Source organism: Aliiroseovarius sp. Z3 (assembly GCF_029105185.1).
Classification (GTDB): Bacteria; Pseudomonadota; Alphaproteobacteria; order Rhodobacterales; family Rhodobacteraceae; genus Aliiroseovarius.
In genome coordinates, this window is record NZ_JAFMZK010000003.1 from 426,133 (window position 1) to 452,507 (window position 26,375).

Here is a 26,375-nt window from a genome sequence, read left to right on the forward strand (position 1 = left end):
CCTCAGTTCGGCAGTTGATAAATCTTGGGCATTGAAAACAGCCAGCTGTCATAGGGCAGGTAGCAATAATGGAAATGGGTTGAGTGGACAGTCCAAACGACGAGCATCATCAGAAGCACCGCATAAGGCGCGACCGACAGGAAAAGGCCGGTTGTGCCAAGGCCTAGTGACGGGATGCGGGCCAGTATCGTCGCCTGAAGCGGAACAAGGAAATAGCCGATGCGATCCGCGATGACGCTGGACAGGCCGATGAGGGGCAAGGTTGCCATCATCATCAGCGCCCCCAGAACAACAATCCGGTGGTCCGTAGGGAAACGCGCTTGCCAAGCGGGGCGCAGAATTAGAAAGAACAGCCCGGACGTCAGGGCAAGAAGCGCGGCGCGATAGAACGCGCCAAAGGCATCGACACCTGTGTCGACATAGCGCGATAACGCAAGCTGTGCGCTGTCTCCGGTTGCCAGAAGATAGATGCCCGGCCCGGCCAGCGCGAAGGCTACCAGAAGTCGCGCTTTGATCCAGCCATGCCCGACCAAGGGGGCCAGCAGCAAGAACACACCCGCGCTGGAATGAAAGCCGGTGGCAAGCAGTGTGAAGATGGTGAACCGCGCCGCACGCCCGTTGCTGAACGCCACAAAACCCATGCACATCAGCCCGATGGAGGCTGCCTGACGAATGCCAGACATTGGCATGTTGAGGATCAGAACCGGGTAGAGGAGGATCAGAAAACCCAGCCTGTCGGGCTGCTTTCGCGCCAGCGCGTGAACGCCAGCAAAGAAGATCAGGGCTGCGACCACATTCAGCCACGGATAACCCAACCCCAGCGCCCCGACCATTTGCACCAGCACCCACCACAAAGGTTCGCGTTGCGCCAATGCATCGGCAAATCCAAGGTCCAGCTGGCTCAGGAAGTGACGGTGGTAGCCATTCCAGTCGCACCCGACATCAAGCCGGAAGGCAACGAACAGAAACAGAATTGCCAGCACAATGGGATAGGTTTGATCGCGCAAGCGCGACTGATGTGTCAGCACGAGCCGCAACAGGATCATCGCAAGAAAAAGGGCGACATAGATCACGGCTGCGTGACGCCCGGAAAGCGCGTCGGCAACCTGCCACGCGTAACATAGACCAGTTGCACGGCCACGCCCCAAATCAGACAGACGAGCGGCGCGGTTTCATCGGTTAGCACCGACAGAAGTATGACCAACGGCAGAACCGCAACATGGGTCTTCAGGTGATAGGTTCGTGCCTTGCGTTCCGGCAGCGTCAAGCGCCCTTTGGCATCCAGATAGGTCAGGAACCGTGGCAGGGTGAACAGCAAAAGCGCAGTGGCAAAACTTGTCAGTATGGCGGTCGTGCCCGCGTCGATAAGCAGCGCGGGCAGGACGGGAAGTGTGAACCTGAGCAAGGACAATTGCAGGAAGGTATAGAACTTCAATTCGACCGAGCGCAGGGTGTTATGGGCGATCAAACCCGCGACAAGTGCGGATACGGATGCCCAATAAAGGCCGGAATTTGCGACCCCCAGCACAACAGCGGCGGCCAGCCCAATGCTAAGCCGGACCACGATGAATGCAACGATGAAACCGGCGCTGAACCCTATGTCGATGCGCCGACGTGGGGTTGGATCGTGGCGCAAGCCGATCGTGTCATTGGCCAGATAACCTAGCTCGTAGATACATATGAAGCTCGCATAGCCCAGCAGATAACGGATGAACGCGTCACTGATCGTCAGATCGCCCAGCAGCGCCACAAGGATCACGCCCGGCACCCAAGCCGTCAGGGCGTTGACCATGAAGTCGCGTGGCCAATGGTAACGAGACTGAAATGCATAGCCAAATGGCAGAAGCAGGATCAGGTGGCGTCCGCTAGTGGCAGAGAATTTCGGCATCCAAATTCCTCATCCATCTGCGGGGTTTGTGTGGGGCGACCAGCACAGCCGGGTTTGCGGCAGCAACCAGATCGCAGTCCGACCGATTGTCGGTGATGACCGCAAACTGCACCCGCTCAAGCGGCCGGTTCAGGAATGCTTCGACCGCGCTGCGTTTCTGCCCGGTCAGGTCACGAGACAAACGACCCGTCAGGCGACCATCCCGTGCCTTTGGCTGTGATGCGAGACAGGGCACATCCAGTTGTCGGGCGATCTCTTCAACAACAGGCGCAAGCGCGTTTGACACAAGCACCGGCTGCCATCCGGCAGCCCGCATCTGGGCCAAGCGCGCATGGGTGGCAGGGATTGCGTGTGCCGGCAAGTGATCCGAGACATACCGCGTCGCAGATGCTTGCAACGACGACCGGGTTTCGCCGCGCAGGCTGGCCAAAACAAGTGCCCGGTGGGCGTCAAACCGGCTGACTTTGGCGATCAGGATCAACGCCAGTCGCAGCAGCGATCTGCGGCGTGTCAGTGCTTTCAGCATGTTGAACCGCCATCTATTGCCGCGACGGGCGTGGTGAAACGTTACCAATCCAGCTGTTGTGTTGGTGTCGTACAAGGTGCCGCAGACGTCCACGGCAAGGATCCGGTCGTCTTCGGTCATGCAGCCTGCCTTTCGCCTGCGAACGACCGATAAAGCGCGTCATAGGCCGCGCCCGCATGCTCAAGCGAGAACCGCCCCGCGGCATGGGCGCGGATGACAGAGCGTGAGGCGAACGGTGCCGACGCGATGGTGCGCGCGGCGTGTTCAATTGCGGGGGTATCGTGATGGGCCAACACCAAGCCAAACCTGCGGTCGGGCAGGATGTCATTGATGTCTCCGATCCCGGTGTTGCTGATCACCGGCAGACCGCAGGACAGGTATTCACCAACCTTGGTCGCAGAAACACCAAGGCTGGATGTGCTGGCGATGCGGAAGGACAGGCCGATATCGGCCGCGTTCAGAAGGGCGGGCACCTCATCATGGGGCACCTTGCGGCAGGTCAGGTGAGCGATGTCCAACGTGACGCCGTATCCTTTCGCCGCCCGCACATGCTGTTGCGCATCGTGGTCCCCAACCAACAAAAGCCGCGCCCGCATCCCCTGTGCCTGAAGGGCGGTCAGCAGGCGATAGGTGGTACCCATCTGGTAAAGCGGCCCGGCGGATCCAAGATGCACCAGCACCACGTCCTTGGCCGAATATCCCAGTGCCCGTCGCGCACTGGCCCGCAGTATTTTGTCGGGCCGAAACCGGGTCTGGTCAACGCTGCAGGGAATGACGTTTGTCACTGTTCCGGCTGATGGTCGGCGCGCCGAGATGATGGATTTCGCATCATGCGTCAGCGCGACAATGGCGTTTGCCCTGCTGATTGCGCGGGTTTCGAGTTTGCGGAAGTGGCGGGCGATGCCGCGGCCTATCGGTCCTTGCCAGATGCCAGCCTCGCAACGCTCATCCACCCAGAAGCCGCGCATGTCGAACACAAAGGGCAGGTTGTATTGCGCGCTGACCGGCAGGACCGCGCCAAGCGGCATGTAGCTTCGGCAATGGATCATATCAGGCTGAAACGTCTCGACCAGTTTTTCCAGACGGTTTTGCATGCGCCCCGGCATGGCGAAACGGTCTAACTTACCTGTCAGCGGCAAGGCGCGGCGCAGGATCGGGCTATGCTCGATCCCCGCACGCTGCAGCCGTGGGGCGATCGTTGTGACGAATTCTTCCTGCCGTTCAGGATGCTCGACCGACAGACAGGCGATCTGATGCCCGCGTGCAGCCAAGCCTTCAAGATAGGGCAAGACCTGTGCGGCGCCGATGTGGTCAGAGAGACCGTTATTGGTGACAAAAATCGAACGGATGGCGTTCATGCGCGCCTCGCCAGCTTGGATGACTGTGGTTGTGGAAGGAGTGAAAGAAACTTGGCCGTCGCAGCGTCCGGTCTGAAATCGGATGCACGTGCGCGGGCGGCATCGGGGTTGCGAGGCTCGCGAAGCGTGACCTCTACGCCATTGGCCAGCGCGGTGGCGTCCCCCACCGGGGTCAAGCGACCTATGCCGCGCGCGCCGAGTATCTCGGCCGGGCCGTGGGGGCAGTCGGTGGAGACGATGGGCAGGCCGTGTGACAACGCCTCGACAATCACGTTCGCGAACCCTTCGCTGGACGAGCTGAGCACGAACAGATCGGCACTTGCGTAATACGCTCCGGTATGCGGCGTGAATCCCGGCATCGCCACCCGATCAGACAGACCCAATGACCGGACCAATCCTGACAATGCCGCGCGGTCAGGGCCATCACCAAGAATGACAAGTTCGCCGTCGCAGCCCCGGTCCAGAAGCAAGCGGAGGGCGCGCAGAAGGGTCGGAAAATCCTTCTGCCATCGCAGCGATCCGACGGCCAAGATGCGGTGCCGCGCTTGAGCGGGCCAGGCCGCCGTGCCCGTTTGGGGGTTGGGCATGGCGACTGGATTGTGGATCACCTTTACGCGCCCATCGGGCAGGTGCCCCAATCGCTCCAGATCGCGCGCTGACCCTGCCGAGACCGAGACATTTGCCCTTGCCTTGGGATATGTCGCGCGGATGCTGGCCCGCAGTGCAAGCCTGTGCAGCATGCCTTTGCGCGCGTATTGATCCGACAGTGTTGCGTGATCGGTCGTAATGACCGGCACCCCGGTCCCGCGCGCGGCCCAAACCGCAATACTGGTCAATGGCCACATCGCAGGCACAAGGGCCGAGGGTTTGTTCTGGCGAAGCCAATCACGCAACGGGGCTGCGACACTGCGCAGGCGGTTGACCTTCAGGTCGGTGATTGGAAGACCTGCGCGCTGTGCATCGACCATCAACACACCTTCCGCGCGCGCAAGGATCAGATGTGGCGCATATCCAAACCCCGCAAGTTCGTTCGCAAAGGTCAGCATCACGCGCTCTGCCCCGCCGCCCCGAAGGTCGGGTAACACGAAGGCCAGTTTCGCGGGGGGCGTGGTGATGGGCATATGCTTCATGCCGCGACCCCCGCCAGCGCGCGAAATCCTTCGTCCTGCGCGATCAGTTGGGCGTAGCTGCCTCTTGCCACGATGCGCCCGTGATCCAGTACGACAATCTGGTCACAGGCTTCGACGGTCGAGATACGGTGCGCAATCATCAAGATGGTTTTTTGCCCCTGCAGGCCCGTAATCGCTTTCATCACCTCGCGTTCTGTGCAGGTGTCAAGCGCACTTGTTGCCTCGTCAAACACCAGAACATCCGGGTCGTGATACAAGGCACGCGCGATGCCGATGCGCTGACGTTGCCCGCCGGACAGGCGCACACCGCTTTCGCCGATGGTTGTGTCATATCCATCCGCCAGTCGCGTTTCGACAAAGTGATCCAGTTGCGCCATCCGGGCACATTCCGCGATGCGTCCCATGTCGATCTGCGCGCGCGGCGTGCCAAGGGCGATGTTCTCGGCGATGCTGGTGTCAGCCAGAAAGATCGACTGCGGCACATAGCCGATGGCGGCCTGCCAGCCTTTGACATTTGCCGGCGTGATCGGGATACCATCGACACTGATCTGTCCGGATTGCGGGGTCAGAAGCCCCAACAGCAGGTCGATCAATGTTGTCTTGCCCGCCCCGGTGCCGCCGACAATCCCAACAGACGTCCCTGACGGAATGGTCAAAGACAGATCGCGAAGGCTGTATGTCGCGCCATCGTGGGAATGGCTGACGTCCCTTACCTCCAGTCTCGAAGCCAGTCCTATTGGTTGCACATCCCCGGCGTTGGCTGGGCCGTCGGGCAGGGTTTGCATGTCGTCAAACAGCACATCCACCGCGCTCGCGCCAAAACGAAGCTCGACCATCGCGCGATAGATCCCCTGCACCGAGGGCAGCATTCGGTATCCGGCAAAGGCATAGACGCCCAGTTTCGGCAGGATTGCGGCGGTGCTGGCGTTGGGGCCGACGGTCGCAAGAAGCGCCACGCAAAGAAGCAACATGCCGCCGAAGCCGATCGCTTCAACCAAATATTTTGGCACCTGGCCCAGAACGAGGTTGGCGGCCTGCATCCGCGATACCTCGATGGACGGATTTCGAAAATGGTGGATATAGACGCCTTCCTTGCCCAGAAGGCGGATATCCTTGATGCCGCCTAACGCCTCGCGCGCGATGGTGTATCGGGCTTCGTCGGCAACCACGCGGCGGGCGCTATTGCGAGTGACGAGGCGTCGGATGGTCATGAAAATCAACACATAAGCCGCGCTTAGGATGGCCATGGCGGTGAAGGCGATGATCGGGTCCATCACGATCAGAAAGCTCAGCATTGCCAGCAGTGTCACAAGGGATGTGGTCAGTCGCAACACCGGGGCCAACGCGAACATCGTGACTTGTTCGACCTCGGACAGGATGTTCTTTGCCATCTCACCCGTATGACGACCCAGAAAAAAAGCGTAGGGCTGATGCAGATAGCGTTCGATCAACCGTGTCCCAAGGCTGTGGCGGCGCATCTGGACAAACCGCGTCATCGCGTATTCGCCCGCGCTGCGGATCAGCGCACCGCTGACAAGGAAGGCAAACGTCACGAGGGCAAGCGCCAAAAGGAAGCTATGGTAATCCGTGAACCCACCCCGGTGATAGGTTGCAGACAGATAGGGGTTCGTCTGGACAAGGCCGGGATCGGACAGGGCCAAAAAGAATGGAAAGACTGACGCGACGCCGACCACCTCGAACACCGCCATCGCCAGTGCCAGCACCAGCACCAGCGTGCCGCGCCTGCGTTCGCGCGGGGTCAGAAGCGACCAGAGCCGTTTGAAGGTTCGCATCATCACAGCCGCAAATCCGCCATTTCCCGCGGCAGCGCGGATTTGATGTCATAGATCACCGAAAGGTTCTTGGCATAGCGCCTGATCCAACCCGGCGGTTGATCCAGATAGGCGCGGTGTGGGACGGCCAGCATTACGCCATCATAGCGGTGCGTTTGCGGGGTGTCGGTCAGGTCGATCCCATATTCCTTATGCGCAGTGGCCGGGTCGGCATAAGGGTCGTGGATGTCCACTCTGACACCATAATCGCGCAGCTCTTCCAGAATATCGACGACGCGCGTGTTGCGCAGATCAGGGCAGTTTTCCTTGAAGGTCAGCCCAAGGATCAACACGCGCGACTTCGCCACGTTGATCCCCTTGCGCATCATCGACTTGATCATCTGCCCGGCGACATAGGCCCCCATGCCGTCATTGATCCGCCGCCCTGACAGGATCACTTGCGGGTGATAGCCGATCTCTTCGGCCTTGTGGGTCAGGTAATAAGGGTCCACGCCGATGCAGTGGCCACCCACCAGACCCGGCTGAAAAGGGAGGAAATTCCACTTGGTCCTCGCCGCCTCCAGCACCGCGCCAGTGTCGATGCCCAGCCGGTTGAAGATGATCGCAAGCTCGTTCACCAGACTGATGTTCAGGTCGCGCTGGGTGTTCTCGATCACCTTGGCGGCCTCGGCCACGCGGATGCTTTCGGCCTTGAAGGTGCCTGCTGTGATGATCTGGGCATACAGCGCGTCAATCCGGTCGGCGGCTTCGGGGGTGGACCCTGACGTGACCTTCACAATTGTCGGCAGCCGGTGATCGCGGTCTCCGGGATTGATCCGTTCGGGGCTGTAGCCCACAAAGAAATCGCTGTTGAAGGTCAGACCAGACGCTGCTTCGAGGATTGGAACGCAGACCTCCTCGGTGGCGCCCGGATAAACCGTGCTTTCATAGATGACGATGTCGCCAATGGACAGGGCGCGACCTACGGTTTCGCTGGCCCGCTGCAGAGGGGTCAGATCGGGCCGGTTGTGCGCGTCGATGGGGGTGGGGACCGTTACGATGAAGATCGTGGCATCTGACAGTGCGTCGGGGTCGCTGTTGAAGCTCAGGTGGCGGGCGCTGGACAGGTCGTCTGCCGTGACCTCGCCCGTCCGATCTATGGCGGATTGCAGCTCGTCCACGCGGAGGGGGTCGATGTCGAACCCGATCACGGGCCGGTGTTTCCCGAATTCGACCGCCAGTGGCAGGCCGACATAACCCAACCCGATCACTGCGATCCGCCCAAGATCTGGAAAGTCCTTCATATCCGGATGCTTCCGCTATCAACCTGCAACACAACCAATGCGGGTGTAAGATTGCGTAAATATTCGTTAAAAGAAAGTAAAAATTCAAGCGAACTGGGTAAGAGGCCCTGGCTCTCTTACGGTTGTGTCAGGTGATCGTGGTAAATCAGGCTTTGTAGTAGTCCAGATACCAAGCGACGAAGCTGTTCACCCCATCGCGGAAATCGGTGGCAGGGCGATAACCTGTCAACCGTTGTAGGAGTGTTGCGTCCGCCCATGTGGCTGGCACGTCGCCCATTTGCATTTCCATGTAGTTCCGTTGGGCTTTATTGCCGATCGCATCCTCAATCGCATCCACGAAATCCAACAGGCGCACCTTGTCGGAATTGCCGACATTCACCACACGATAGGGCGCGGCGGGGGACAGGCTGTCGCCCTCTTCGATATCATCCGGGCTGTCCGGGCGCACGGGAACAGCTTCGATCAACAGGCGGATACCCCGCACCAGATCTTCGACATAAGTGAAGTCACGGAACATGTCGCCGTTGTTGTAAATGTCGATAGGGGTGCCGTCGATGATCCCCTTGGTGAACTTGAACAGCGCCATGTCGGGGCGGCCCCACGGGCCATAGACCGTGAAGAAACGGAACATCGTTGTGGGCAAGTCCCACAGATGGGCATAGCTGTGCGCCATGCTTTCGTTCGCCTTCTTGGTGGCGGCGTAGATGGTCAGTTGGGTGTCGGCCTTCTCGGTCTCGGTGAACGGCATGTCAGTGTTGGCGCCATAGACCGAACTGGTCGAGGCCATGAGAAGATGGTCGACCTTGTGGCGTCGCGCGGCCTCCATCACGTTGAAGGTGCCGATGATGTTGCTGTCGAGATAGGCGCGCGGGTTTTCAAGGCTGTAGCGCACGCCCGCCTGGGCGGCGAGGTGGACGATCACATCCGGGGCAAAATCGTCCGCGACCTGATCGAACAGCGCCTGATCCTCAAGCATCCCTTCGGTCGTCGAAAAACCCGGATCCTGCAACAGCATCTGGTGGCGCCGCTGTTTCAGGGTGACATCATAGTAATCTGTCATCCCGTCATAGCCATGCACACGAAACCCCTCGGCCAGCAGAAGTTTGGACAAGTGATAACCGATGAACCCGGCGGACCCGGTGACCAGAACTTTGCGTGATGCCATGAGAGAGATGCCTTTCCGGATACCGTTTCGCTTGGTTCTAGCGCGGAGGTTTGGAAGCGCCAAGCGGTCTTGTGCCTAATCTGCGCTGGCCTCGCGACGCGGGGAATGATAATCCGCTTTCTGACTCCAATTTTCAGACAAGGTGGGGACTGTATGCCTGCTTATCGTTCCAGAACTTCGACCCATGGCCGTAACATGGCCGGTGCCCGCGGCCTTTGGCGCGCGACCGGGATGACCGACAGCGATTTCGGCAAGCCGATCATCGCCATCGTGAACAGCTTCACGCAGTTCGTGCCGGGCCACGTCCACCTGAAGGATCTGGGCCAGATGGTTGCCCGCGAGGTTGAAGCCGCAGGCGGTGTCGCCAAGGAATTCAACACCATCGCCGTAGATGACGGGATCGCCATGGGCCATGACGGGATGCTGTATTCGCTGCCCTCGCGCGAAGTGATCGCGGATAGCGTCGAATACATGGTCAACGCGCATTGTGCCGACGCGATGGTCTGCATCTCGAACTGCGACAAGATCACGCCCGGTATGCTGATGGCCGCGATGCGCCTGAACATCCCGGTGATCTTCGTGTCTGGCGGTCCGATGGAAGCGGGCAAGATCGACATTGCCGATCTGGACGCCAAGAAGATCGACCTTGTGGACGCAATGGTTGCCGCTGCCGATGACAAATACACCGACGAGCAGGTTCAGCACATCGAAGAGAACGCCTGCCCGACCTGCGGGTCGTGTTCGGGCATGTTCACCGCAAACTCGATGAACTGCCTGGCCGAGGCGCTGGGTCTGGCGCTGCCCGGCAACGGCTCGACCTTGGCCACCCACGCTGACCGTAAGGGCCTGTTCCTTGAGGCTGGTCGCAAGATCGTCGAGATCACCAAGCGTCACTATCAGGACGAGGAAAAGGGCCTGCTGCCGCGTGAGATCGCGACCTTCGAAGCGTTCGAAAACGCCATGTCGCTGGACATCGCCATGGGCGGCTCGACCAACACGGTTCTGCACCTTCTGGCCATCGCCAACGAAGGCGAGGTTGATTTCAATATGACGCATATGGATGCGCTCAGCCGCAAGGTGCCCTGCCTGTGCAAGGTCGCGCCCAACATCGCCAATGTTCATATGGAGGATGTGCACCGCGCCGGCGGCATCTTCTCGATCCTTGGTGAACTGAGCCGCGCTGGGCTTTTGCATGACAATTGTTCAACCGTGCATTCCAGCACAATGGGCGAGGCGATTGCCAAGTGGGACATCAAGGTCGCCAACAACCCCGAGGCCGAAAGCCTGTTCAAAGCCGCCCCCGGTGGGGTTCGCACCACGCAGGCCTTTTCGACCGAGAACCGGTACAAGGAACTGGACACCGACCGCGAAGGTGGCGTGATCCGGTCCAAGGAACATGCGTTCAGTCAGGATGGAGGCTTGGCTGTTCTGTTTGGCAACATCGCGCTGGATGGGTGTATCGTGAAAACAGCCGGTGTTGATGCGTCTATTCTGACGTTCACCGGCACCGCACATGTCTGCGAAAGCCAGGACGCGGCGGTCAGCGACATTCTGACGGGCAAGGTCAAAGAAGGTGACGTTGTTGTCATCCGTTATGAAGGTCCGCGCGGTGGTCCGGGGATGCAGGAAATGCTGTACCCGACGAGCTATCTGAAATCGAAAGGTCTGGGCAAAGCCTGCGCGCTGCTGACCGATGGACGTTTTTCCGGCGGCACGTCGGGCCTGTCCATCGGGCACGTGTCGCCGGAAGCTGCCGAAGGTGGCGCGATCGGGTTGGTCCAGCAGGGCGACAAGATCGAGATCGACATCCCCAACCGAACCATCAATCTGGCCGTGTCAGACGATGAACTGGCGGCGCGCCGTGCTGCACAAGACGAAAAAGGATGGCATCCTGCCGAACCGCGTAAGCGCAAAGTGTCAAAGGCGTTGAAAGCCTATGCGATGCTGGCGTCGTCCGCTGCCAAGGGCGCGGTGCGCGTTATCGACTGATCGGTATCTGACTGCATTGCGAACGGGCGGGGTATATCTCCGCCCGTTTCAGTTTTGCAGCAGCGAGTTTTCCCAGTTCCTGAGGAAGCTCTGCCGTTTCAGATTGTCGAGAAAGACCAGCAGACCCGGCCCAAAGCGAATGGGGCGAAGCGACGGGTTTGCCCGCAGCGCAGCAGGATCGACCGCGGGCAACCCCGTCGCCTCGACCAAATCCGTGCGTGATCGCAGCCCAAGCAGGAAATCCAGCATGGCGCGGGCGTCGTCGATATTCTGCGCCGTTCGCGGGATCAGGACGGTGCGCGACATGACGTTCACATAATCGCTCATCTCGATGATCTGATAACCCCCGGTGTTTTTCTGATGGCTGGCGGCATAACTGCCCAGCACGTTGTAAGCCAAGGCCAGCTTGCCCGAGGCCACATCGCGGATCATGTCGCCCGAGCAGCAATAAAGCTTCGCATCCAGACGGCCCATCACCTCCATCAACCGCCAGAACGCGTCAGAGTTTCGGCTGTCCTGCGTCGCCATCAGATAGCCAAAGCCAGAGCGGCGCACGTCATAGGTGCCGATCTTCCCCTGAAAGCGGGTCGGGTTGGCGCGCAGAACGGCAATCAGCTCGTCCCGGTTTTGCGGTGCTTCGCCGGGTGAGAAAAATTGGTCTGAAACCACGACCACCGCGGGTTCCTGTGTGAAGGCGAACAGCTGGTTGCGCCAACTTGCCCAGACCGGCAGGTTGGTCGCGCTGGGCGGTGTGTGGTTCAGTGCAAAGCCATCATTCGCCAGTTTGGTCTGCAAATCCATGGCCGAAGATATGGCAAGATCGAAGGACGCTCCTTCGTCATATAAAGCCTCCATCAGATCGGTCGTGCCTGTGACCACATAGTCGATTGTCACGCCCGGTTGCGTGGCCTGAAAGGCACGAATGATCGGATCGAACACATCCAGATCGGCGGTCGAAACAACGCTAAGCCGCGCCTGTTCAGCGGGGGCTTCATAAAGGCGGCGATCTTCAATCTCGAAACCCAGTGCCACGCCCGCAGAAAGGATGACACCGAACACTGCCGAAATTATTCGCGCGGGAATACCAGCGAAACACATGCGCCTTCCCCCTTTTTGTTTGGTGAAATGTCCAACCGCCCGCCATGTGCTTTCGCGACCTCGTCCGCGATGGTCAGGCCAAGACCCGAGCCGACAATGTCGCTGACATTTGCGCCGCGGGTATAGCGAGCGGTCAGGGCCGACAGGTCGGTTTCGCCAAACCCGCGCCCCTGATCCGTGATCGACAGGGTGATTTCGTGATCAAGCGTCACGCGGGCGGTGATGTCGCTGTCGTCCGGCGAGTATTTGATGGCGTTGTCGAGGATGTTTTGAAGCGCAGCTTGCAACAGGATACCATCGCCGGTGAAGGCCACGGGCTGGGTGCCAAGTTCGCGGCGCAGTGCGATGTCTTTCAGATCAGCCGTTGGGCCGAGGCGGTCGCAGGTTTCATCCATAAGCGCCCGCAGGTCCAGCGCGTCTTGCGCCAGACTGTCGGCGCGAAACGTCACCATGGCATGGTCCAGCATCTGACCGGCGGATCGCGAGCTTTCGTCGATCGCGCGGATCATCTCGCGAATGGCCTGTTTGTGTTCCGGCTTGTTCAGTTTGCGATGGGTGATTTCGGCCTGCGCACGCACCGTTGCAAGCGGGGTGCGGACACGGTGGGCTGCCTCGGTGATAAAATCTTCGGTGCGGGACAGGGACGCGCGCAGACGTGCCATGAACGAGTTGAGGGCGTTGATCAGTGGCACAAGCTCGTCTGGCGCGTTGGCCTGTACGGGGCGCAGATCGGTTGGTCCTCGGCGTGTGACGGATCCGGTGATCCGGGTGATCGGTGCCAGTGCGGAACCGGCCGCCCAAAGGCTTAGCGCGGTTGCCAGCAGGAAAAAGCCAGCACCAATGCCGGTCGCCGTCGCGGTGATCTGTCTGGAGATCGCGGCAAGCCCCTGGCGGGTCTGTGCGACAGTCACCACCACCTGTGCCGCATTCGCCCCAGTGCCAACCGGGCGCGTGACGGAGACCGCCCGTATCTCGTCCCCTCGATAGGTCAGTGTTTCGACGCTGGGCGTACTGATCCGCGGCGGCGCCTTGGGTTGGGGCAGGTCGGGGTAGCCGGTCAAGGTTTGTCCCTTCGACACGACGCGATAGAATACGCGGTCTTCGTTGATTGTCCCCAGCATCGACAGGGCCGAATAGGGCAGGTCAAGCGTGACATGACCGTCTTCGCTGCGCAGGCTGTCAGCGATGGCCGTGGCGGACGCGGATAGAATGTCATCTTGTGTCCCTTCAGCGGCCCGTTCGGCCACTCCGCGCACCACCAGGAAAAAGGCCAGCGACAGGATTGCTGCGACAAGTGCAAGCTGGATAAACAGCCGTCTGCGGATTGATCCAAGCCGTTTCACCGCGCAATCATCCGATACCCCATGCCACGCACGGTTTCGATTTTTGCACCTGACCCCTCCAGCCGTTTGCGCAACCGACCCACATAGACTTCGATCGCGTTCTCTGACGCCTCATCCGAAAGCGAAAACAGCCGGTCGATCAGATGGGTTTTGGAGAAAACCTGACCGGGGGCCGCGAAAAATACCTCGAGCAAACGAAGTTCGCGATTGCGTAAGGGCACGGTCTGGTCGTCAAACCGCAACTCGCCCTTCGTCGAATCAAGCGTCGTTTCCTCGAATGTTGTCGAGTTATCTGCCGGGCCACCCTGACGCCTGAGAACGGCGCGCACGCGGGCCTCCAGTTCAGAGAAATCGAACGGCTTTACGATGTAGTCATCGGCACCCAGATCCAGCAAACCAACGCGATCTGACACCGCCGAACGCGCCGTGATAACGATCACAGGCGTGCGTTTTTCGGTCTGCCGCTGGCGTTCCAGAAAGTCGCGCCCATCCCCGTCGGGCAGCATAATATCCAGCAAAATCAAATCGTAATCCGCAACAGCCGTCAGGTCAGTCGCATCTGACAAGGTGCCCGCATGATCCACGGCATGACCATCCAATTGCAGCCGTTCGATCACGACGCCTGCCAGTTTTGGATTATCCTCGATCAAAAGGAATCGCATTCTTGGCCCTTTTTTCCGGTGCGTGACAGGTTGGTGTCAGGTTTAGGCGATTGGCTAAACAATGAGCGGGCATTGCGCCCCTTGTCAAATGGGAGGAACTAATGACGAAACGTCTTTTCAAGGCGCTGGCGACCAGTGCCGTATTGGGCCTTGGTGCCACCACCGCAGCCACCGCTGCCGAGTGTATTGCCCCGGCCAACCCCGGCGGAGGCTGGGACTTCACCTGCCGTCAGATCGGTAAAATCATGTACGACATCGGTGCGGTCGACAAACCCGTTCAGGTCACGAACATGGCCGGGGCCGGTGGTGGTCTGGCCTTCACTCATGTTGTTTCAGAACGCGGGGATGATGCGGACCTGATCATTGCGGCGTCGTCTGCAACGTCGACGCGTCTGGCGCAGAACGCCTATGCCGGGATGACAGCGGATCAGGTGCGGTTTGTTGGTGCTATCGGTGCGGACCCCGGGGTGATCGTTGTGGCGGCAGACAGCCCTTATCAGTCGCTGAACGATCTGGTCGAGGATGTGAAGGCCAATCCTGGTGAAGTGGCTTTTGCAGGCGGGTCGGCCGTTGGCGGCTTTGACCACCTCAAACCCCTGATGATCCTGCAACGGGCAGGCGTTACCGACGTGACGGCGGTGAAGTATATCGGTGTCGACGGGGGTGCCGATGCGATCACCCAAACCGTGGGTGGCTTCACGCAAGCCATGACGGGCGATATGTCCGAGATTGTCGGTTTCCTTAAATCTGGCGACGTGCGCGCAATTGCGGTTCTGACCGAAGAACGCGTGCCCGGGTTTGAAGATATTCCCACCGCAAAAGAGCAAGGGATTGACGTCGTCGCCGTGAACTGGCGCGGATTGTATGTCCCCAAAGACATCAGCGATGATGACTTCAATATGTGGGCCGAGCGGCTTCAGAAGGTTGCAGATAGTGATGAATGGAAAGAGGCCATGGCTGCAAACGGTCTGGCACCGTTCACCAAAGTCGGTGCAGACTTCCAGACCTATGTCGATAGCGTCGTCGCCGAAATCCGCGCGCTTTCGAAAGAAATCGGGGTGATCCAGTAATGGCGTCGGACCGTATCTTCGGAGCGGTCGTGACCCTGGTGGCGCTGGCATATGTTGCCAGCGCCATGCAGATCCAGACCAGTTTTATGGCGGATCCCGTGGGGCCAAAGACCTTTCCCATCCTGGTCGGCAGCGTTGCTGCGCTATGCGGGATCATCGTGGCCCTGAAACCTGACCCCGACCCAGACTGGCCTGTGCTGGCCACTTTCGGGTCGCTTGCCTTGGCGGTTGTGGTGCTTGTCGGTTATGCCTACGCGCTGAAGCCATTGGGCTTCTTGATCCCAACAGCGATCACCGCGGCCATTCTGAGTTATCAGATCGAGCCGCGCGCCATGCGCGCCGTTCTGGCCGGCATCGGCCTGTCTGTCGGGCTGTTTCTGATCTTCAAATTCGCGCTGGGTCTTGGGCTTGTTCCCTTTCCCAAATCTCTGACCGGCTGAGGATATTTCCATGGAACTACTCTCGAACCTCGCGATCGGTTTCGATATCGCGCTGTCTCCTTATACGCTGATGCTGGCTGTGATCGGTTGTTTCATCGGCACGATTATCGGCGCCCTGCCGGGTCTTGGCCCGTCCAATGGTGTGGCGATCCTGATCCCGCTGACCTTCACGATGGGATTGGATGCGACATCTGCACTGGTTCTTATGACGTCTGTTTATTACGGCGCGATGTATGGTGGCCGGATCAGTTCGATCCTTTTGAACATTCCGGGGGATGAACCAGCGTTGATGACTACGCTGGACGGCTATCCGATGGCAAAAGCGGGCCGGGCCGGTGATGCGCTGGTGCTGTCCGGTGTCGCGTCTTTCGTCGGGGCGTTCCTTGCGACCATCGGCTTGATGCTTCTGGCGCCCTTGTTGGCACGTGTCGCGTTCTTGTTCGGTCCTGCCGAATACTTCGCACTTTACCTGTTGGCCTTTGCCACACTTGGCGGCATGGCATCGAACAACCAGGCCAAGGCCGCTATTGCGTCCTGTATCGGGCTTGGTATCTCGATGATTGGTGTGGATAACAACTCTGGTCTTCCACGTCTGACCGGAGGCAACATGCACTTGTTTGACGGCATCGACTTCCTTGTCGCCATTGTCGGTCTGTTCGCGATTGCCGAGGTGTTTTTCTTCATCGAAAGCCACGGCAAGAACACCTCGATCGGTGTGAAGCTGGAAAAAGTGACGATTCCGGTCAAGGATATCATCGGGTCCGGCTGGACCATGCTGCGGTCGTCCATCGTGGGCTTTATTGCTGGCGTGCTGCCGGGGGCGGGTGCGTCGCTGGGCAGCTTTCTGGCTTATATGTCCGAGAAATCCATCGCGGGTGAAAAGGGCGGATTTGGGACGGGTGTTCCAAAAGGTGTCGCTGCGCCCGAGGCTGGCAATAACGCGGCGGCGGGTGGCGCGCTGGTCCCGATGCTGACGCTGGGCGTGCCCGGATCGGGCACCACCGCCGTGCTTCTGGCGCTTTTGATGACGTTGAACATCACCCCCGGCCCGATGCTGTTTACAGAACGGCCCGAGGTCGTCTGGGGCCTGATCGCGTCGCTTCTAATCGCCAACTTTGTGTTGCTGTTGATGAACGTGCCCATGGTAAAGATCTTCGTGAAAATCCTGTCGGTCCCGCCATGGGTACTTTTGCCCGGCGTCACGATGATCAGCTTTGTTGGCATCTATTCGCTGTCCGGCAGCTATTTCGATCTGCTGCTGATGGTGGCTTTCGGGGTGCTGGGCTATGTTCTGCGCAAGCTGGACGTGCCAACCGTGCCGGTCATCCTAGGCATCCTTCTGGGAGGCCATATGGAGGACGCCCTGCGCCGCGCCATGGTGTTGTCGAGCGGCGACTGGACCTTCCTGTTCTCGTCCGGCATTTCGATCACGCTGTGGATCATCGCGGTGGCGGGCTTCGTCGCCCCGATGTTCCTGCGCAATGTCCTGAAGAAACCGCAAAGGATCACGGACTGATGGTGAAAGTGCTTATCCCCTCGGGGGCGTTGGGTCTGGGATATGACCGCGACGCCCTTGCGCGGGGGCTTGCAGAGAAACCGGACATCATTGCCATTGATGGGGGCTCGACCGACTCGGGCCCTCATTACCTTGGTACGGGCACGTCGAAATATTCGCGCGGATCGACCAAGGCGGAGTGGGCCGAATTGATGGCAGCACAAGCTGAAGCGGGCGTGCCATTGGTGATTGGCACAGCGGGCACCTGTGGGGCGGATGATGCGGTGGACTGGCTGGTCGAGATCACCCGCGAAATCGCCGCTGCACGGGGACAGAAGTTGAAGCTTGCCGTGCTGAAAAGCGGGCAGGACGGTAACGAGATGGCGGCGGCGTTACAGGCTGGGCGTATCACCCCCTTAACACCCGCACCAGATATCTCGTCTGACCTGCTGCGCGACTGCACCAATATCGTAGCACTTGCAGGGGCCGAGCAGATACAGGCCGCGTTAGACACCGGTGCAGATATTGTCATTGCCGGGCGCACCACGGATACGGCGATTATCTCGGCGTTGCCCTTGGCGCGCGGCTGTCACGCTGGTGGCGCATGGCATGGTGCTAAGATCGGTGAATGCGGGGCGCTGGCGACGACCAGCCCCAACACCGGCACGATCCTGATCGAGTTTCAGACGGATGGGTTCACCATCACGCCCATGGGGCACGACGCCCGTGCAACCCCGCGCACTGTGTCTGCGCATATGCTTTATGAAAACAGCGATCCTTACCGGTTATATGAACCGGGGGGGTATCTGGACGTAACGCGTGCGCAATACGAGGCGTTGGATGACCGCCGCGTGCGCGTCACTGGCAGCGAATGGGTGGAAACGAACCCTTATACCGTCAAGCTGGAAGGTGCGCGGCGCACGGGGTTCCAGACAGTATCGTTGGTTTTGGTGCGCGACGCGCGCTACGTGGAAAACATTCGGGCTTGGGTGGACGACATTCACACCAAATGCACCGCCAAAGCGGTGGCGCGCGTGGGCGGAGATTTTCAAATTGAACTGCGGATCATCGGCGCGGACGCCACGCTTGGGCCTTTGGACACACATGCGCGGATTGGAAGCGAGCTGGGCGTAATGGGCATCGTAACTGCACAGACCGAGGCGCTGTCGCGCGAGGTCGCCAAAATGCTGAACCCATATCTGTTGCACCATCCGCTGTCCGAACAGGAAGAGATGCCAACCTTTGCTTTCCCTTTCTCACCGCCTGAAATGCCACGCGGCGCGGTTTATGAGTTTTGTCTGAACCACGTCCTTATACTGGATGATCCCATGCAGGCGTTCCGCCTGACGGTTGAGGAGATCGGCGCATGACGGCCCTGATAGACATTGCGGACAAGGTGCGATCAAAGAATGCGGGGCCCTTTTGGCTGACGCTGGACGTTTTCTGTGGGGCCGACGATGCGTTTCATCGGATTTCGCAGGGATTGAATACGGGCGATGTGGCGAACTTGTTCAACGTTGATCCCGATTTGGTGAAACGGTTCGATATCCCTGAACTGAACGTCGTGAAATTCAGCTTGCCGCGTCCTGCGGTTCAGGGAACGCGGGCGGACAGGGACATGCATGGCGCGAGTTTCGCGGTGCTGTTGGGCGAGGTGCAGGTTGATTGATATGGCTCACCTTGTGAGCCTGTGAGGGGCGTTGCCCCTCTGCGCGTTGCGCATTCACCCCAGGATATTTCTGGCCAGAAGAAGCCCAAGGTGATTTCATTCAAGCGCGTCTTCGGTGTGAGAGGGGGAGAGCATGAAGTTCAAGGCGATTGCGTTTGATGCCTACGGGACGCTGCTGGATGTCTATTCGGTTGGCGCGTTGGCGGAAACGATGTTTCCCGGCAAGGGGGCGGCGATCGCCCTGACGTGGCGGGACAAGCAGATCGAGTACACACGGCTGCGCAGCATGTGCGGCAGGTTTGCAGATTTTTGGCAAGTGACCGGCGATGCGTTGGATTTCGCTTGCGAGGCGCAGAATGTGGGGCTTGCGCCCGATGCGCGCCGCGCCTTGATGGATGCGTATGAGAAGCTGACGGCATTTCCCGAAAATCGCGCTGCGTTGGCGCGTTTGCAGGATGCGGGTGTTCCCATGGCGGTTTTGACAAATGGCAGCATGGGGATGATCGACGCGGCGCTGAAGGCGTCGAAATTGGAGGGTTACTTTGATCATGTTCTGAGTGCAGACAGCGTTCGCGTTTTCAAGACGGCCCCCGAAGTCTATCAACTTGCCCCGGACGCGTTTGGGTGTGCGGCGTCGGACATATTGTTCGTGTCCTCGAATTGCTGGGATATCTGTGGTGCGACGTGGTTTGGGTATCATACGATCTGGCTGAACCGATATGATCAGCCGATGGAACGGCTGGGTGTCGAGCCGAATGTCAGGGGCCGGTCGTTGACGGATGTTGCTGACTATGTGCTGGGTTGATGACGATTTTGGCGTTTCGGGCCATCGTTGGTGATCGTGTCCAATGACAGTGTGTGATCCATATTCTGCATTCGGTGGCGCAGCATCTGTCGGGTCAGGCGGGCCAGGTCCGCGGCGAAAGCGGGGTCATCTGCGACGTTCTGCATCTCGCCCATCCCGTCGTGGTCAAACAGAAGCGGGGGCAGGTCGGCAGCAAACTCGACCAATGTGAAGCGGTTATCACGCAGGATCCCAAGGCAGGAGTTGCTGTTGTTTGTTCCGAGTTGCTTTTGCCAACGTGTCGGCGCCTCGGGCTCGGCAAAGTCGAGTTCCGAGAAGGAATAGCTGCGCCAGTTGTCGGGGTCTTCACCATTCAGGAAGGGCAGGAGGGATCGCCCGTCCATTGAATTCGGCACGGATTGACCGACCCAATCCAGAATGGTTGGCGTCAGATCGATGGATTCTGTAGGCATGTCGACTTCATAGCCCTTGGCACAGCCGGGGGCATGAATGATCAGCGGCGTGTGATATGCCGCGTCATAGACATTGTGTTTGCCCCAGGCGTGGTGGTCGCCCAGCATCTCTCCGTGATCTGCGGTGACGATCAAGAGCGTGTTATCCCACTGTCCGCTGTTCTTCAGAAACGCGACGACCCGGCCGATATGGTGGTCGACCTCGGTTGCGAGGCCCAGATAAACCGCACGCAGGGTTTGGATGGTGGCATCATCGGCTGCGACGTTCGCACAGCCTATGACAAGGTTTGCCTCGGTCGTGGTGTCGAGGGCCGGCCCGAAGAAGGGGTGAACGGCTGTTTCGGCCCCACGATCCCCAATGCGGGTAGGCAGGGGCAGGGAGGCCGGGTCATACATGTCGTTATAGGGTGCAGGTGCAACGAGTGGCGGGTGTGGTCGGATATAGGTCAGATGCGCAAACCAGCTTTCGCTGGCATAGGCAGGCATTGCGTTCAGAAACCGATCCGTCAGGAATGCGGTGTCACTGTCTTCGGCTGTATATACTGCTGGGGCGTTGAGTTGCGCTCCGTCACCTCCGGGGATGTACAGCTGCCAGTAGTTGTCGAAGGTGTAGCCCTTGTTCAGAAGGTATGACCGCCACGGATAGGACATTTCCAACCGCATCTCGACTTGCTCGGCAAAGCCGTCCATTGGAAATTCATAGGTCTGCATGGCGGGGTCGTCGGGTGTATGGACGCGCGGGTCGTGCGAGGTGTCGGTATAGCCAAACAGCATTGGCAGGTATCCTGCCTTGCGCATTTCACTGGCAATGGTCGGGGTATCGTGGCGCAGCGGCGTCCCGTTTCGCACCGAGCGGTGGTTCATCGCGTACTGCCCTGTCAGGATCGACGCGCGCGACGGCCCACAGGGGTTGGTGACAGAGAAGTGGCGCTTGAAGGTCACCGAGTCGGCCATAAGGGCGTGTAAGTTGGGCAGGTTGACATGATCGGCCAGGGCGCCGTGCAGGCAATCTGCCCGCAACTGATCAATGATAATGAAAAGGACATTCTGCTGCTTCATATGATCATTTCCCGAGCTAGACCGTGCTTATGCTCCCGGTCTGGTGCCGCACTGGCGGAGGCCGGCACGCCTCGTCCGAGAGGTTGTCGGGAGCGTCGGTGAAAAACACGAGGTCTTCAAGGCTTACTTGATCAAGGGGTAGGGGTTGTGGGTGCGGCTTGAAAAAAGAGTTGATTGGCAGAGTGTTGACAGCGGTGGCGCTGGCGAAAGACACTTGAACCATCGTCGCAGAGTCGTCTGTCATGAAATCGATTCTTTCTTGATTGATGGTCCAGTCAGGCTCTGGGACAGACGCCTCGTAACCGGGGTGACGACGTGGGGGCATGTGCTGGTTCAACACGCAACTTACCGCACGATGCCTGCTGCCAAAGCCGTGTCGATGGTCGGATGTTGTCAACTGGACTGATCGGGCGCTATCAGCTGGCGCTATTTCAGGTCGGGATAATGACAAAGACTGCGGGCATAAAACAAAAAACAGAATATAACCTCAACGGGAGAACAACATGACAACTGATACCAAGTTCAGCCGCCGGTCGGTGCTGAAAGGGGCGACCACCATGGGTGCCGCCGCCCTTGCCACCCCGCTTTATGTCAAGCGCGCGCTGGCATCGTCGGGCGAGGTTAACATCCTGATGTGGTCGGATTACCTGCCGCCCGAGTTCATTGCGGGGTTTGAAGCGGAGACCGGGATCAAGGTGAATTACACCGGGATCGGCTCGAACGAAGAGATCATCAACAAGATGAAGGCCACCAAAGGTCAGGGCTTCGACATCATCTCGCCCACCAACAACCGGTCGCTGCAATGGGGCCCGTTGGAGCTGTTGCAACCGTTTGACCTGTCGAAAGTGAATGTCGACGCGGTAAACCCTGCAATGGCCAAGATCGGCACCGACGCGTGGAACTTCGGAGACGCGGGCGCCCATTGGTTGCCGCATATTTGGGGGACCGAAGGTATCGCCTATCGCACCGATCTATGGCTGCCTGCGGGCGACGCGCCAAGCTATGGTGACGTGTGGTCGGAAGAAAACGCTGGCAAGACGATGGGACGCGCGCATTCCATGATGCTGGGCGCTGGTCTTTATATGGAAGCCTCGGGCGAGATGGATCCGGGATCGATCTGGGCGGCCTATGAGGACGAAGAAACCATGCGCAAGGTCTGGGGGCAGGTCACCGATTGGTGTGTTGCCCGCAAGGATCGCATCAAGCTGATCTGGAACGATGCCGACACCCAGAAGAACGGTCTTCTGAACGAAGGTGTTGTGGTTGGTCAGACATGGGATGGTCCGCCGCTGGCGCTGAAATCCGCGGGTGAGCCGGTGCATTATCAGGCCCCGGTCGAAGGCGCGATGGCATGGGTCGACGGCATGTCGATGCCGGTTGGTGCGGAAAACATCGACCAGATCTACGCCTTCATTGACTATGCCTATCGTCAGGAACCTGCGGGTGTTGCGATTGACAGCCATGGCTATAACTCGCCGGTTCTTGGGGCAGATACCTATTCTGGTGACACCTACAAGAAGAACTTCTCGGAAGCCTATCCGGGTGACAGCTTGGCCAATCTGAACCCGTGGCCAGCCGAAGCGCCGTGGTATGCCGATGTGCGGACCGAGTTCGTCAACAAGTTCAAGAGCGCCTGATCGCCTTGATGACGCGTTCCCCCGCCTACGGGTGGGGGAACGTCACACCCCAGACTGAAACGATAAACACGGAGCCGCGCCCCGCTTGGAGGGTGTGAAGCCGCCGTGCATGGGAGAAACCATATGAGTGCCGGAGTAGGCGTCGATCTCGAAAACCTGTGGATCCGCTTTGGAGATTTCGTCGCGGTGCGCGACGCGAATGTGCACATCAAAGGGGGTGATTTCTTCTCGTTCCTTGGCCCGTCGGGCTGTGGCAAGACCACGATCCTGCGCGCCGTGTCCGGGTTTCTGGAACCCAGCGAAGGCAATGTCCTGATCGGCGGCAACAACATGCGCGGCATCGGGCCGAACAAACGCCCCACTGCCCTGATCTTCCAGAACCTTGCATTGTTCCCGCTGATGAAAGTCTGGGAGAATATTACGTTCTCGATGGAAATCGCTGGTGCCTCGGCGAAGGATCGACGCAAGCGCGCAGATGAGTTGCTGGACATGATCGCCCTGCCCGGGCAAGGCGACAAGCTGCCCAGCGAATTGTCTGGTGGTCAACGTCAGCGTGTCGCCATTGCGCGGGCCTTGTGCGCGGAACCCCATGTGCTTTTGCTGGATGAACCGCTTTCCGCGCTGGATTTGAAGCTGCGCCAACACATGCGCACCGAGCTGCGGGAGATTCAGCAGCGCGTGGGCATCACCTTTATCTATATCACCCACGATCAGGGCGAAGCGCTGACCATGTCCGACGACATCGCCGTGATGCGTGCCGGGGTGATCGACCAGATCGGGGATGGCAAGACGATCTATAATGATCCGGCCACCGCCTTTGCGGCGTCTTTCGTAGGTGAAAACAACGTCTTTCGCGGCAAGGTGCTTGAGGTGAACGGCAGCGAGGCGCTGATCCACACCAACCGTTCCGGCCTGCTGCGATCCCGCATTTCGACCGCAAATATCGGCAAGATGAACGTGGGCGACGACGCGATGATGTTCATCCGACCCGAGGCCCTGTCACTGGCGCCAAAAGGGGCGAAGGGCGAAAACTTTGTCACCGCGCAAGTGACTCACGAGGAGTTTGAAGGCAACTCGTTCAACATCTTCATGGAAGGCGATGGCGGGAAAGAGATCAAGGTTGCGATCCCCAATCATGGTCAATCCTTCGACGACCACACCGGGCAGGCCATGACGCTGGAATACGAGGTCGCCAACGCCGTTGTCGTTCCCGCCGGCGAACTGGCTGCGGAATAGGGGGTCGTCATGCCACGTTTCCTCAGGGAGTTTTTTAATCGCAACGGCACGATGATGGGGTCGGTGATGCTGGGTCTGGTCCTGTTCTGGACCATTGGCCTGATCATCCTGCCGCAGCTGTCGATGCTCGACTTCTCATTCCGTCCGAACCTGCCCCCGCCCGAGATCGGAGGGCCAAAGGATGTCTATACGCTTGAGAACTACAAGTACCTGATCTACGGGCCAGAGGGCGGCAGCCAGGAGTATAACTCGGTCGACCTCAGGGTCTTTTTCCGCACGTTGGTTGCTGCGGTTTGCGTGACCATCTTCAACCTGATCCTGTGCTATCCGATTGCCTATTATCTGGGGCAGACCAAGGGCAACCACATCCGTATCTTTGCCCTGATGCTGATCATCCCCTACTGGATCAACGAGATTCTGCGCGCCTTTGCACTACGCATCATTTTCGGCGAAAGCGGGGTTCTGAACACGATGTTGGTGGGCTTGGGTATCTTCGATACGCCGTTTGACTTCATCCGCAACGACATCGCGCTCTATGCTGGTCTTGGGTACGCCTATATCCTTCTGATGATTTTCCCGATCTACAACGTGATCGAAAGCCTTGATCACAACCAGATCGAGGCCGCGCGCGACCTTGGCGCCCCGTGGTGGCGCATCCACAAGCGCGTGGTGATCCCTTACGCGAAACCCGGTATCAGCTCGGGTTGCACGATGGTGTTCATGCTATCAGCCGGCGCACTGGCCGCGCCGCAGATTCTGGGCGGTCCATCATCGCTGTGGTTCACGCAGTTGATCTATCAGCAGTTCAACGACAACTCGGATTGGCCGCAAGGCGCAGCCTATGCGATCGTGCTTCTGGTGACTTGTATCCTTCTGGTTCTGGCCGTGATGCGGCTGTTCAAAGTGAACATGGGGGATATCGGCAAATGAACAATTCCGTTATCCGCATTTCGATCTGGGTCTATCTGGCGATCTTCTTTGCCTACCTGCTTGGCCCGCTGGTGATCATGTCGATCACGGCCTTCAACTCGCCCAGCTTTCCGCGGGCCACACCTTGGGAATGCCTGACCTTCGAATGGTTCTCGGCCCTGTTTCAAGACGAGCGTATCCTGAACGGGATCAAGAACTCGATCCTTGTCGGCATTGGCACCATCATCCTGTCCGTGTCGATGGGGTTGGCGGGCGCGCTGATGCTGACGCAGATCTGGCCCAAGCTGCGCGCGACCTACTACACGATCATCATCGCGCCGATCCTGATCCCCGGTGTGGTGCTGGGTATCTCGACGCTGGTGTTCTGGGACCGGATCAACCGGATGTTGGGGCTGGGGGCGGACAGTTTCCTGTCAAACGGGCTGTTTCTGACCATCATCGGTCAGTCCACCTTTATTGCCAGCTATTGCATGCTGGTGTTGGTCGCCCGTCTGCAACGCTATGATCTGGCGTTGACCGAGGCGGCGCTGGACCTTGGTGCCACCCATGCACAGGCGTTCCGCAAGATCCTGCTGCCCTTCATGCGCCCTGCGATTGCATCGGCTGCGGTATTGGCGTTTCTGGCGTCGTTTGAGAACTACAACACCACAACCTTCACCTTCGGGGAATATCCCACGCTGACCATCGAGCTGGCGCAAAAAGTGCGCTATGGCATCACACCTGCAATCTCGGCCTTGGCGTTTATGATTGTTGTGCTGACGGTCTTTGCAGCCCTGTTCAACGAAGCGAACATCAAGCGCAAAGAGGTCGTCGCGAAGGCCCGTCGGGAGGGGGCAACCGTTGGCGAGGTTACCGGCGGCGTCAAATTGCCCGGTTTCTTCACCGGGAATGCGGCTGCGGTTGCGCTGGTGGTGTTTGCGATTGCCACCATCGCCGTGATCGGGACTGCGACAGTCTATAGTCCGCAACAGTGCATCGCGAATGTGCAGGAACAGAAGCGCCTGGAAATCCAGCAACGTATTCAGGAACTACGCGAACAGCGAAAGCGGGATGCCGAGGCCAAGGCCGCAGAGGAGCCGAAGGACGGCGCGACGACTGCACCGAAACCGTCCAACAACTCGGGCTTCGGTGGCGTGTTTGCGCCGGGAACACTGCAAGGTGGCGAGGAAGGCACCGCGCCACCAGAGGAAGAGCCGTCCGACAATTCCGGTTTCGGAGGCGTCTTTGATCCGGGTAATATTGGTGGCGGAAGCAACTGAGCCATCGCCTGAAAATGAAGAAAACCCCGGATTGATTTCCGGGGTTTTCCCTTTTCTGCCTATCGGTTCGATTTAGATAAGCATCGAC

The 26,375-nt window shown here is 59.2% G+C and carries 23 protein-coding genes; 11 read left to right on the forward strand and 12 right to left on the reverse strand.

What is annotated here, in order from left to right; genetic code table 11:
- Positions 1–2: 2 nt before the first annotated feature.
- From J3R80_RS07730 to J3R80_RS07765, 8 genes are all read right to left on the reverse strand, one after another.
- Positions 3–1,073, reverse strand: coding sequence for an EpsG family protein (locus J3R80_RS07730; protein WP_275393187.1), 1,071 nt, complete (start codon positions 1,071–1,073; stop codon positions 3–5).
- Positions 1,070–1,888 (reverse strand): hypothetical protein, encoded by an 819-nt coding sequence (locus J3R80_RS07735; RefSeq protein WP_275393188.1) that lies wholly within the window; start codon positions 1,886–1,888, stop codon positions 1,070–1,072. The genes J3R80_RS07730 and J3R80_RS07735 overlap by 4 nt, the downstream gene beginning before the upstream one ends.
- Complete coding sequence (locus tag J3R80_RS07740) at positions 1,866–2,534, reverse strand: HAD family hydrolase (RefSeq protein WP_275393189.1); 669 nt, start codon at positions 2,532–2,534, stop codon at positions 1,866–1,868. The genes J3R80_RS07735 and J3R80_RS07740 overlap by 23 nt, the downstream gene beginning before the upstream one ends.
- A complete protein-coding gene (locus tag J3R80_RS07745; protein ID WP_275393190.1) occupies positions 2,531–3,772 on the reverse strand; it encodes a glycosyltransferase in 1,242 nt (413 codons plus the stop codon). The genes J3R80_RS07740 and J3R80_RS07745 overlap by 4 nt, the downstream gene beginning before the upstream one ends.
- Positions 3,769–4,902, reverse strand: coding sequence for a glycosyltransferase (locus J3R80_RS07750; protein WP_275393191.1), 1,134 nt, complete (start codon positions 4,900–4,902; stop codon positions 3,769–3,771). Before J3R80_RS07750 ends, J3R80_RS07745 begins: the two co-directional genes overlap by 4 nt.
- Entirely contained in the window at positions 4,899–6,698 is a 1,800-nt protein-coding gene (locus J3R80_RS07755) for an ABC transporter ATP-binding protein (protein ID WP_275393192.1), read from the reverse strand. The genes J3R80_RS07750 and J3R80_RS07755 overlap by 4 nt, the downstream gene beginning before the upstream one ends.
- Entirely contained in the window at positions 6,698–7,978 is a 1,281-nt protein-coding gene (gene tviB / locus J3R80_RS07760; protein ID WP_275393193.1) for a Vi polysaccharide biosynthesis UDP-N-acetylglucosamine C-6 dehydrogenase TviB, read from the reverse strand. Before tviB ends, J3R80_RS07755 begins: the two co-directional genes overlap by 1 nt.
- A gap of 145 nt (positions 7,979–8,123) precedes the next feature.
- Entirely contained in the window at positions 8,124–9,143 is a 1,020-nt protein-coding gene (locus J3R80_RS07765) for an NAD-dependent epimerase/dehydratase family protein (RefSeq protein WP_275393194.1), read from the reverse strand.
- Between the two features lie 153 nt (positions 9,144–9,296).
- Here J3R80_RS07765 and ilvD point away from each other — a divergent pair, with 153 nt between their 5' ends.
- Entirely contained in the window at positions 9,297–11,132 is a 1,836-nt protein-coding gene (gene ilvD / locus J3R80_RS07770; RefSeq protein WP_275393195.1) for a dihydroxy-acid dehydratase, read from the forward strand.
- Between the two features lie 48 nt (positions 11,133–11,180).
- Here the strand turns inward: ilvD and J3R80_RS07775 are convergent, their stop codons facing one another.
- From J3R80_RS07775 to J3R80_RS07785, 3 genes are read right to left on the reverse strand one after another with little or no spacing between them, the layout of a single operon-like run.
- Complete coding sequence (locus tag J3R80_RS07775; protein WP_275393196.1) at positions 11,181–12,230, reverse strand: extracellular solute-binding protein; 1,050 nt, start codon at positions 12,228–12,230, stop codon at positions 11,181–11,183.
- Entirely contained in the window at positions 12,200–13,573 is a 1,374-nt protein-coding gene (locus tag J3R80_RS07780; RefSeq protein ID WP_275393197.1) for a sensor histidine kinase, read from the reverse strand. The genes J3R80_RS07775 and J3R80_RS07780 overlap by 31 nt, the downstream gene beginning before the upstream one ends.
- The gene (locus J3R80_RS07785; protein ID WP_275393198.1) at positions 13,570–14,235 is read right to left on the reverse strand and encodes a response regulator transcription factor; all 666 of its coding nucleotides are present in this window, start codon (positions 14,233–14,235) and stop codon (positions 13,570–13,572) included. Before J3R80_RS07785 ends, J3R80_RS07780 begins: the two co-directional genes overlap by 4 nt.
- A gap of 101 nt (positions 14,236–14,336) precedes the next feature.
- Between J3R80_RS07785 and J3R80_RS07790 the strand changes: the two genes are divergently transcribed.
- The 6 genes from J3R80_RS07790 (at position 14,337) to J3R80_RS07815 (ending at position 19,714) form a co-directional block, all read left to right on the forward strand.
- Positions 14,337–15,305, forward strand: a complete 969-nt coding sequence (locus J3R80_RS07790; protein WP_275393199.1) for a tripartite tricarboxylate transporter substrate-binding protein — start codon at positions 14,337–14,339, stop codon at positions 15,303–15,305.
- A complete protein-coding gene (locus J3R80_RS07795) occupies positions 15,305–15,745 on the forward strand; it encodes a tripartite tricarboxylate transporter TctB family protein (RefSeq protein WP_275393200.1) in 441 nt (146 codons plus the stop codon). The genes J3R80_RS07790 and J3R80_RS07795 overlap by 1 nt, the downstream gene beginning before the upstream one ends.
- Positions 15,746–15,755: 10 nt before the next feature.
- A complete protein-coding gene (locus tag J3R80_RS07800) occupies positions 15,756–17,261 on the forward strand; it encodes a tripartite tricarboxylate transporter permease (RefSeq protein ID WP_275393201.1) in 1,506 nt (501 codons plus the stop codon).
- Positions 17,261–18,610 carry an acyclic terpene utilization AtuA family protein gene (locus J3R80_RS07805; protein ID WP_275393202.1) on the forward strand — a complete coding sequence of 450 codons (1,350 nt, stop codon included), beginning with the start codon at positions 17,261–17,263 and terminating at the stop codon, positions 18,608–18,610. Before J3R80_RS07800 ends, J3R80_RS07805 begins: the two co-directional genes overlap by 1 nt.
- The gene (locus J3R80_RS07810; protein WP_275393203.1) at positions 18,607–18,909 is read left to right on the forward strand and encodes a DUF4387 family protein; all 303 of its coding nucleotides are present in this window, start codon (positions 18,607–18,609) and stop codon (positions 18,907–18,909) included. Before J3R80_RS07805 ends, J3R80_RS07810 begins: the two co-directional genes overlap by 4 nt.
- Positions 18,910–19,042: 133 nt before the next feature.
- Positions 19,043–19,714 carry a haloacid dehalogenase type II gene (locus tag J3R80_RS07815; RefSeq protein WP_275393204.1) on the forward strand — a complete coding sequence of 224 codons (672 nt, stop codon included), beginning with the start codon at positions 19,043–19,045 and terminating at the stop codon, positions 19,712–19,714.
- Here J3R80_RS07815 and J3R80_RS07820 read toward each other — a convergent pair.
- Positions 19,699–21,225 carry an alkaline phosphatase family protein gene (locus J3R80_RS07820; protein WP_275393205.1) on the reverse strand — a complete coding sequence of 509 codons (1,527 nt, stop codon included), beginning with the start codon at positions 21,223–21,225 and terminating at the stop codon, positions 19,699–19,701. The two genes, J3R80_RS07815 and J3R80_RS07820, sit on opposite strands and share 16 nt — an antisense overlap.
- Positions 21,226–21,728: 503 nt before the next feature.
- Between J3R80_RS07820 and J3R80_RS07825 the strand changes: the two genes are divergently transcribed.
- The 4 genes from J3R80_RS07825 (at position 21,729) to J3R80_RS07840 (ending at position 26,287) form a co-directional block, all read left to right on the forward strand.
- A complete protein-coding gene (locus J3R80_RS07825; RefSeq protein ID WP_275393206.1) occupies positions 21,729–22,862 on the forward strand; it encodes an extracellular solute-binding protein in 1,134 nt (377 codons plus the stop codon).
- 123 nt (positions 22,863–22,985) lie between these two features.
- The gene (locus J3R80_RS07830) at positions 22,986–24,098 is read left to right on the forward strand and encodes an ABC transporter ATP-binding protein (protein WP_275393207.1); all 1,113 of its coding nucleotides are present in this window, start codon (positions 22,986–22,988) and stop codon (positions 24,096–24,098) included.
- A 9-nt stretch (positions 24,099–24,107) separates the two neighbouring features.
- Complete coding sequence (locus J3R80_RS07835; protein WP_275393208.1) at positions 24,108–25,028, forward strand: ABC transporter permease; 921 nt, start codon at positions 24,108–24,110, stop codon at positions 25,026–25,028.
- Positions 25,025–26,287 (forward strand): ABC transporter permease, encoded by a 1,263-nt coding sequence (locus J3R80_RS07840; RefSeq protein WP_275393209.1) that lies wholly within the window; start codon positions 25,025–25,027, stop codon positions 26,285–26,287. Before J3R80_RS07835 ends, J3R80_RS07840 begins: the two co-directional genes overlap by 4 nt.
- Positions 26,288–26,375 lie beyond the last annotated feature (88 nt).

Excerpts from the sequence above, each read along its gene's own strand:
- J3R80_RS07735 (WP_275393188.1), bottom strand. The coding sequence starts at position 1,888 with ATGCCGAAATTCTCTGCCACTAGCGGACGCCACCTGATCCTGCTTCTG.
- J3R80_RS07740 (WP_275393189.1), bottom strand. The coding sequence starts at position 2,534 with ATGACCGAAGACGACCGGATCCTTGCCGTGGACGTCTGCGGCACCTTG.
- J3R80_RS07745 (WP_275393190.1), bottom strand. The coding sequence starts at position 3,772 with ATGAACGCCATCCGTTCGATTTTTGTCACCAATAACGGTCTCTCTGAC.
- J3R80_RS07750 (WP_275393191.1), bottom strand. The coding sequence starts at position 4,902 with ATGAAGCATATGCCCATCACCACGCCCCCCGCGAAACTGGCCTTCGTG.
- J3R80_RS07755 (WP_275393192.1), bottom strand. The coding sequence starts at position 6,698 with ATGATGCGAACCTTCAAACGGCTCTGGTCGCTTCTGACCCCGCGCGAA.
- tviB (WP_275393193.1), bottom strand. The coding sequence starts at position 7,978 with ATGAAGGACTTTCCAGATCTTGGGCGGATCGCAGTGATCGGGTTGGGT.
- J3R80_RS07765 (WP_275393194.1), bottom strand. The coding sequence starts at position 9,143 with ATGGCATCACGCAAAGTTCTGGTCACCGGGTCCGCCGGGTTCATCGGT.
- ilvD (WP_275393195.1), top strand. The coding sequence starts at position 9,297 with ATGCCTGCTTATCGTTCCAGAACTTCGACCCATGGCCGTAACATGGCC.
- J3R80_RS07775 (WP_275393196.1), bottom strand. The coding sequence starts at position 12,230 with ATGTGTTTCGCTGGTATTCCCGCGCGAATAATTTCGGCAGTGTTCGGT.
- J3R80_RS07785 (WP_275393198.1), bottom strand. The coding sequence starts at position 14,235 with ATGCGATTCCTTTTGATCGAGGATAATCCAAAACTGGCAGGCGTCGTG.
- J3R80_RS07790 (WP_275393199.1), top strand. The coding sequence starts at position 14,337 with ATGACGAAACGTCTTTTCAAGGCGCTGGCGACCAGTGCCGTATTGGGC.
- J3R80_RS07795 (WP_275393200.1), top strand. The coding sequence starts at position 15,305 with ATGGCGTCGGACCGTATCTTCGGAGCGGTCGTGACCCTGGTGGCGCTG.
- J3R80_RS07800 (WP_275393201.1), top strand. The coding sequence starts at position 15,756 with ATGGAACTACTCTCGAACCTCGCGATCGGTTTCGATATCGCGCTGTCT.
- J3R80_RS07805 (WP_275393202.1), top strand. The coding sequence starts at position 17,261 with ATGGTGAAAGTGCTTATCCCCTCGGGGGCGTTGGGTCTGGGATATGAC.
- J3R80_RS07810 (WP_275393203.1), top strand. The coding sequence starts at position 18,607 with ATGACGGCCCTGATAGACATTGCGGACAAGGTGCGATCAAAGAATGCG.
- J3R80_RS07815 (WP_275393204.1), top strand. The coding sequence starts at position 19,043 with ATGAAGTTCAAGGCGATTGCGTTTGATGCCTACGGGACGCTGCTGGAT.
- J3R80_RS07820 (WP_275393205.1), bottom strand. The coding sequence starts at position 21,225 with ATGAAGCAGCAGAATGTCCTTTTCATTATCATTGATCAGTTGCGGGCA.
- J3R80_RS07825 (WP_275393206.1), top strand. The coding sequence starts at position 21,729 with ATGACAACTGATACCAAGTTCAGCCGCCGGTCGGTGCTGAAAGGGGCG.
- J3R80_RS07830 (WP_275393207.1), top strand. The coding sequence starts at position 22,986 with ATGAGTGCCGGAGTAGGCGTCGATCTCGAAAACCTGTGGATCCGCTTT.
- J3R80_RS07835 (WP_275393208.1), top strand. The coding sequence starts at position 24,108 with ATGCCACGTTTCCTCAGGGAGTTTTTTAATCGCAACGGCACGATGATG.
- J3R80_RS07840 (WP_275393209.1), top strand. The coding sequence starts at position 25,025 with ATGAACAATTCCGTTATCCGCATTTCGATCTGGGTCTATCTGGCGATC.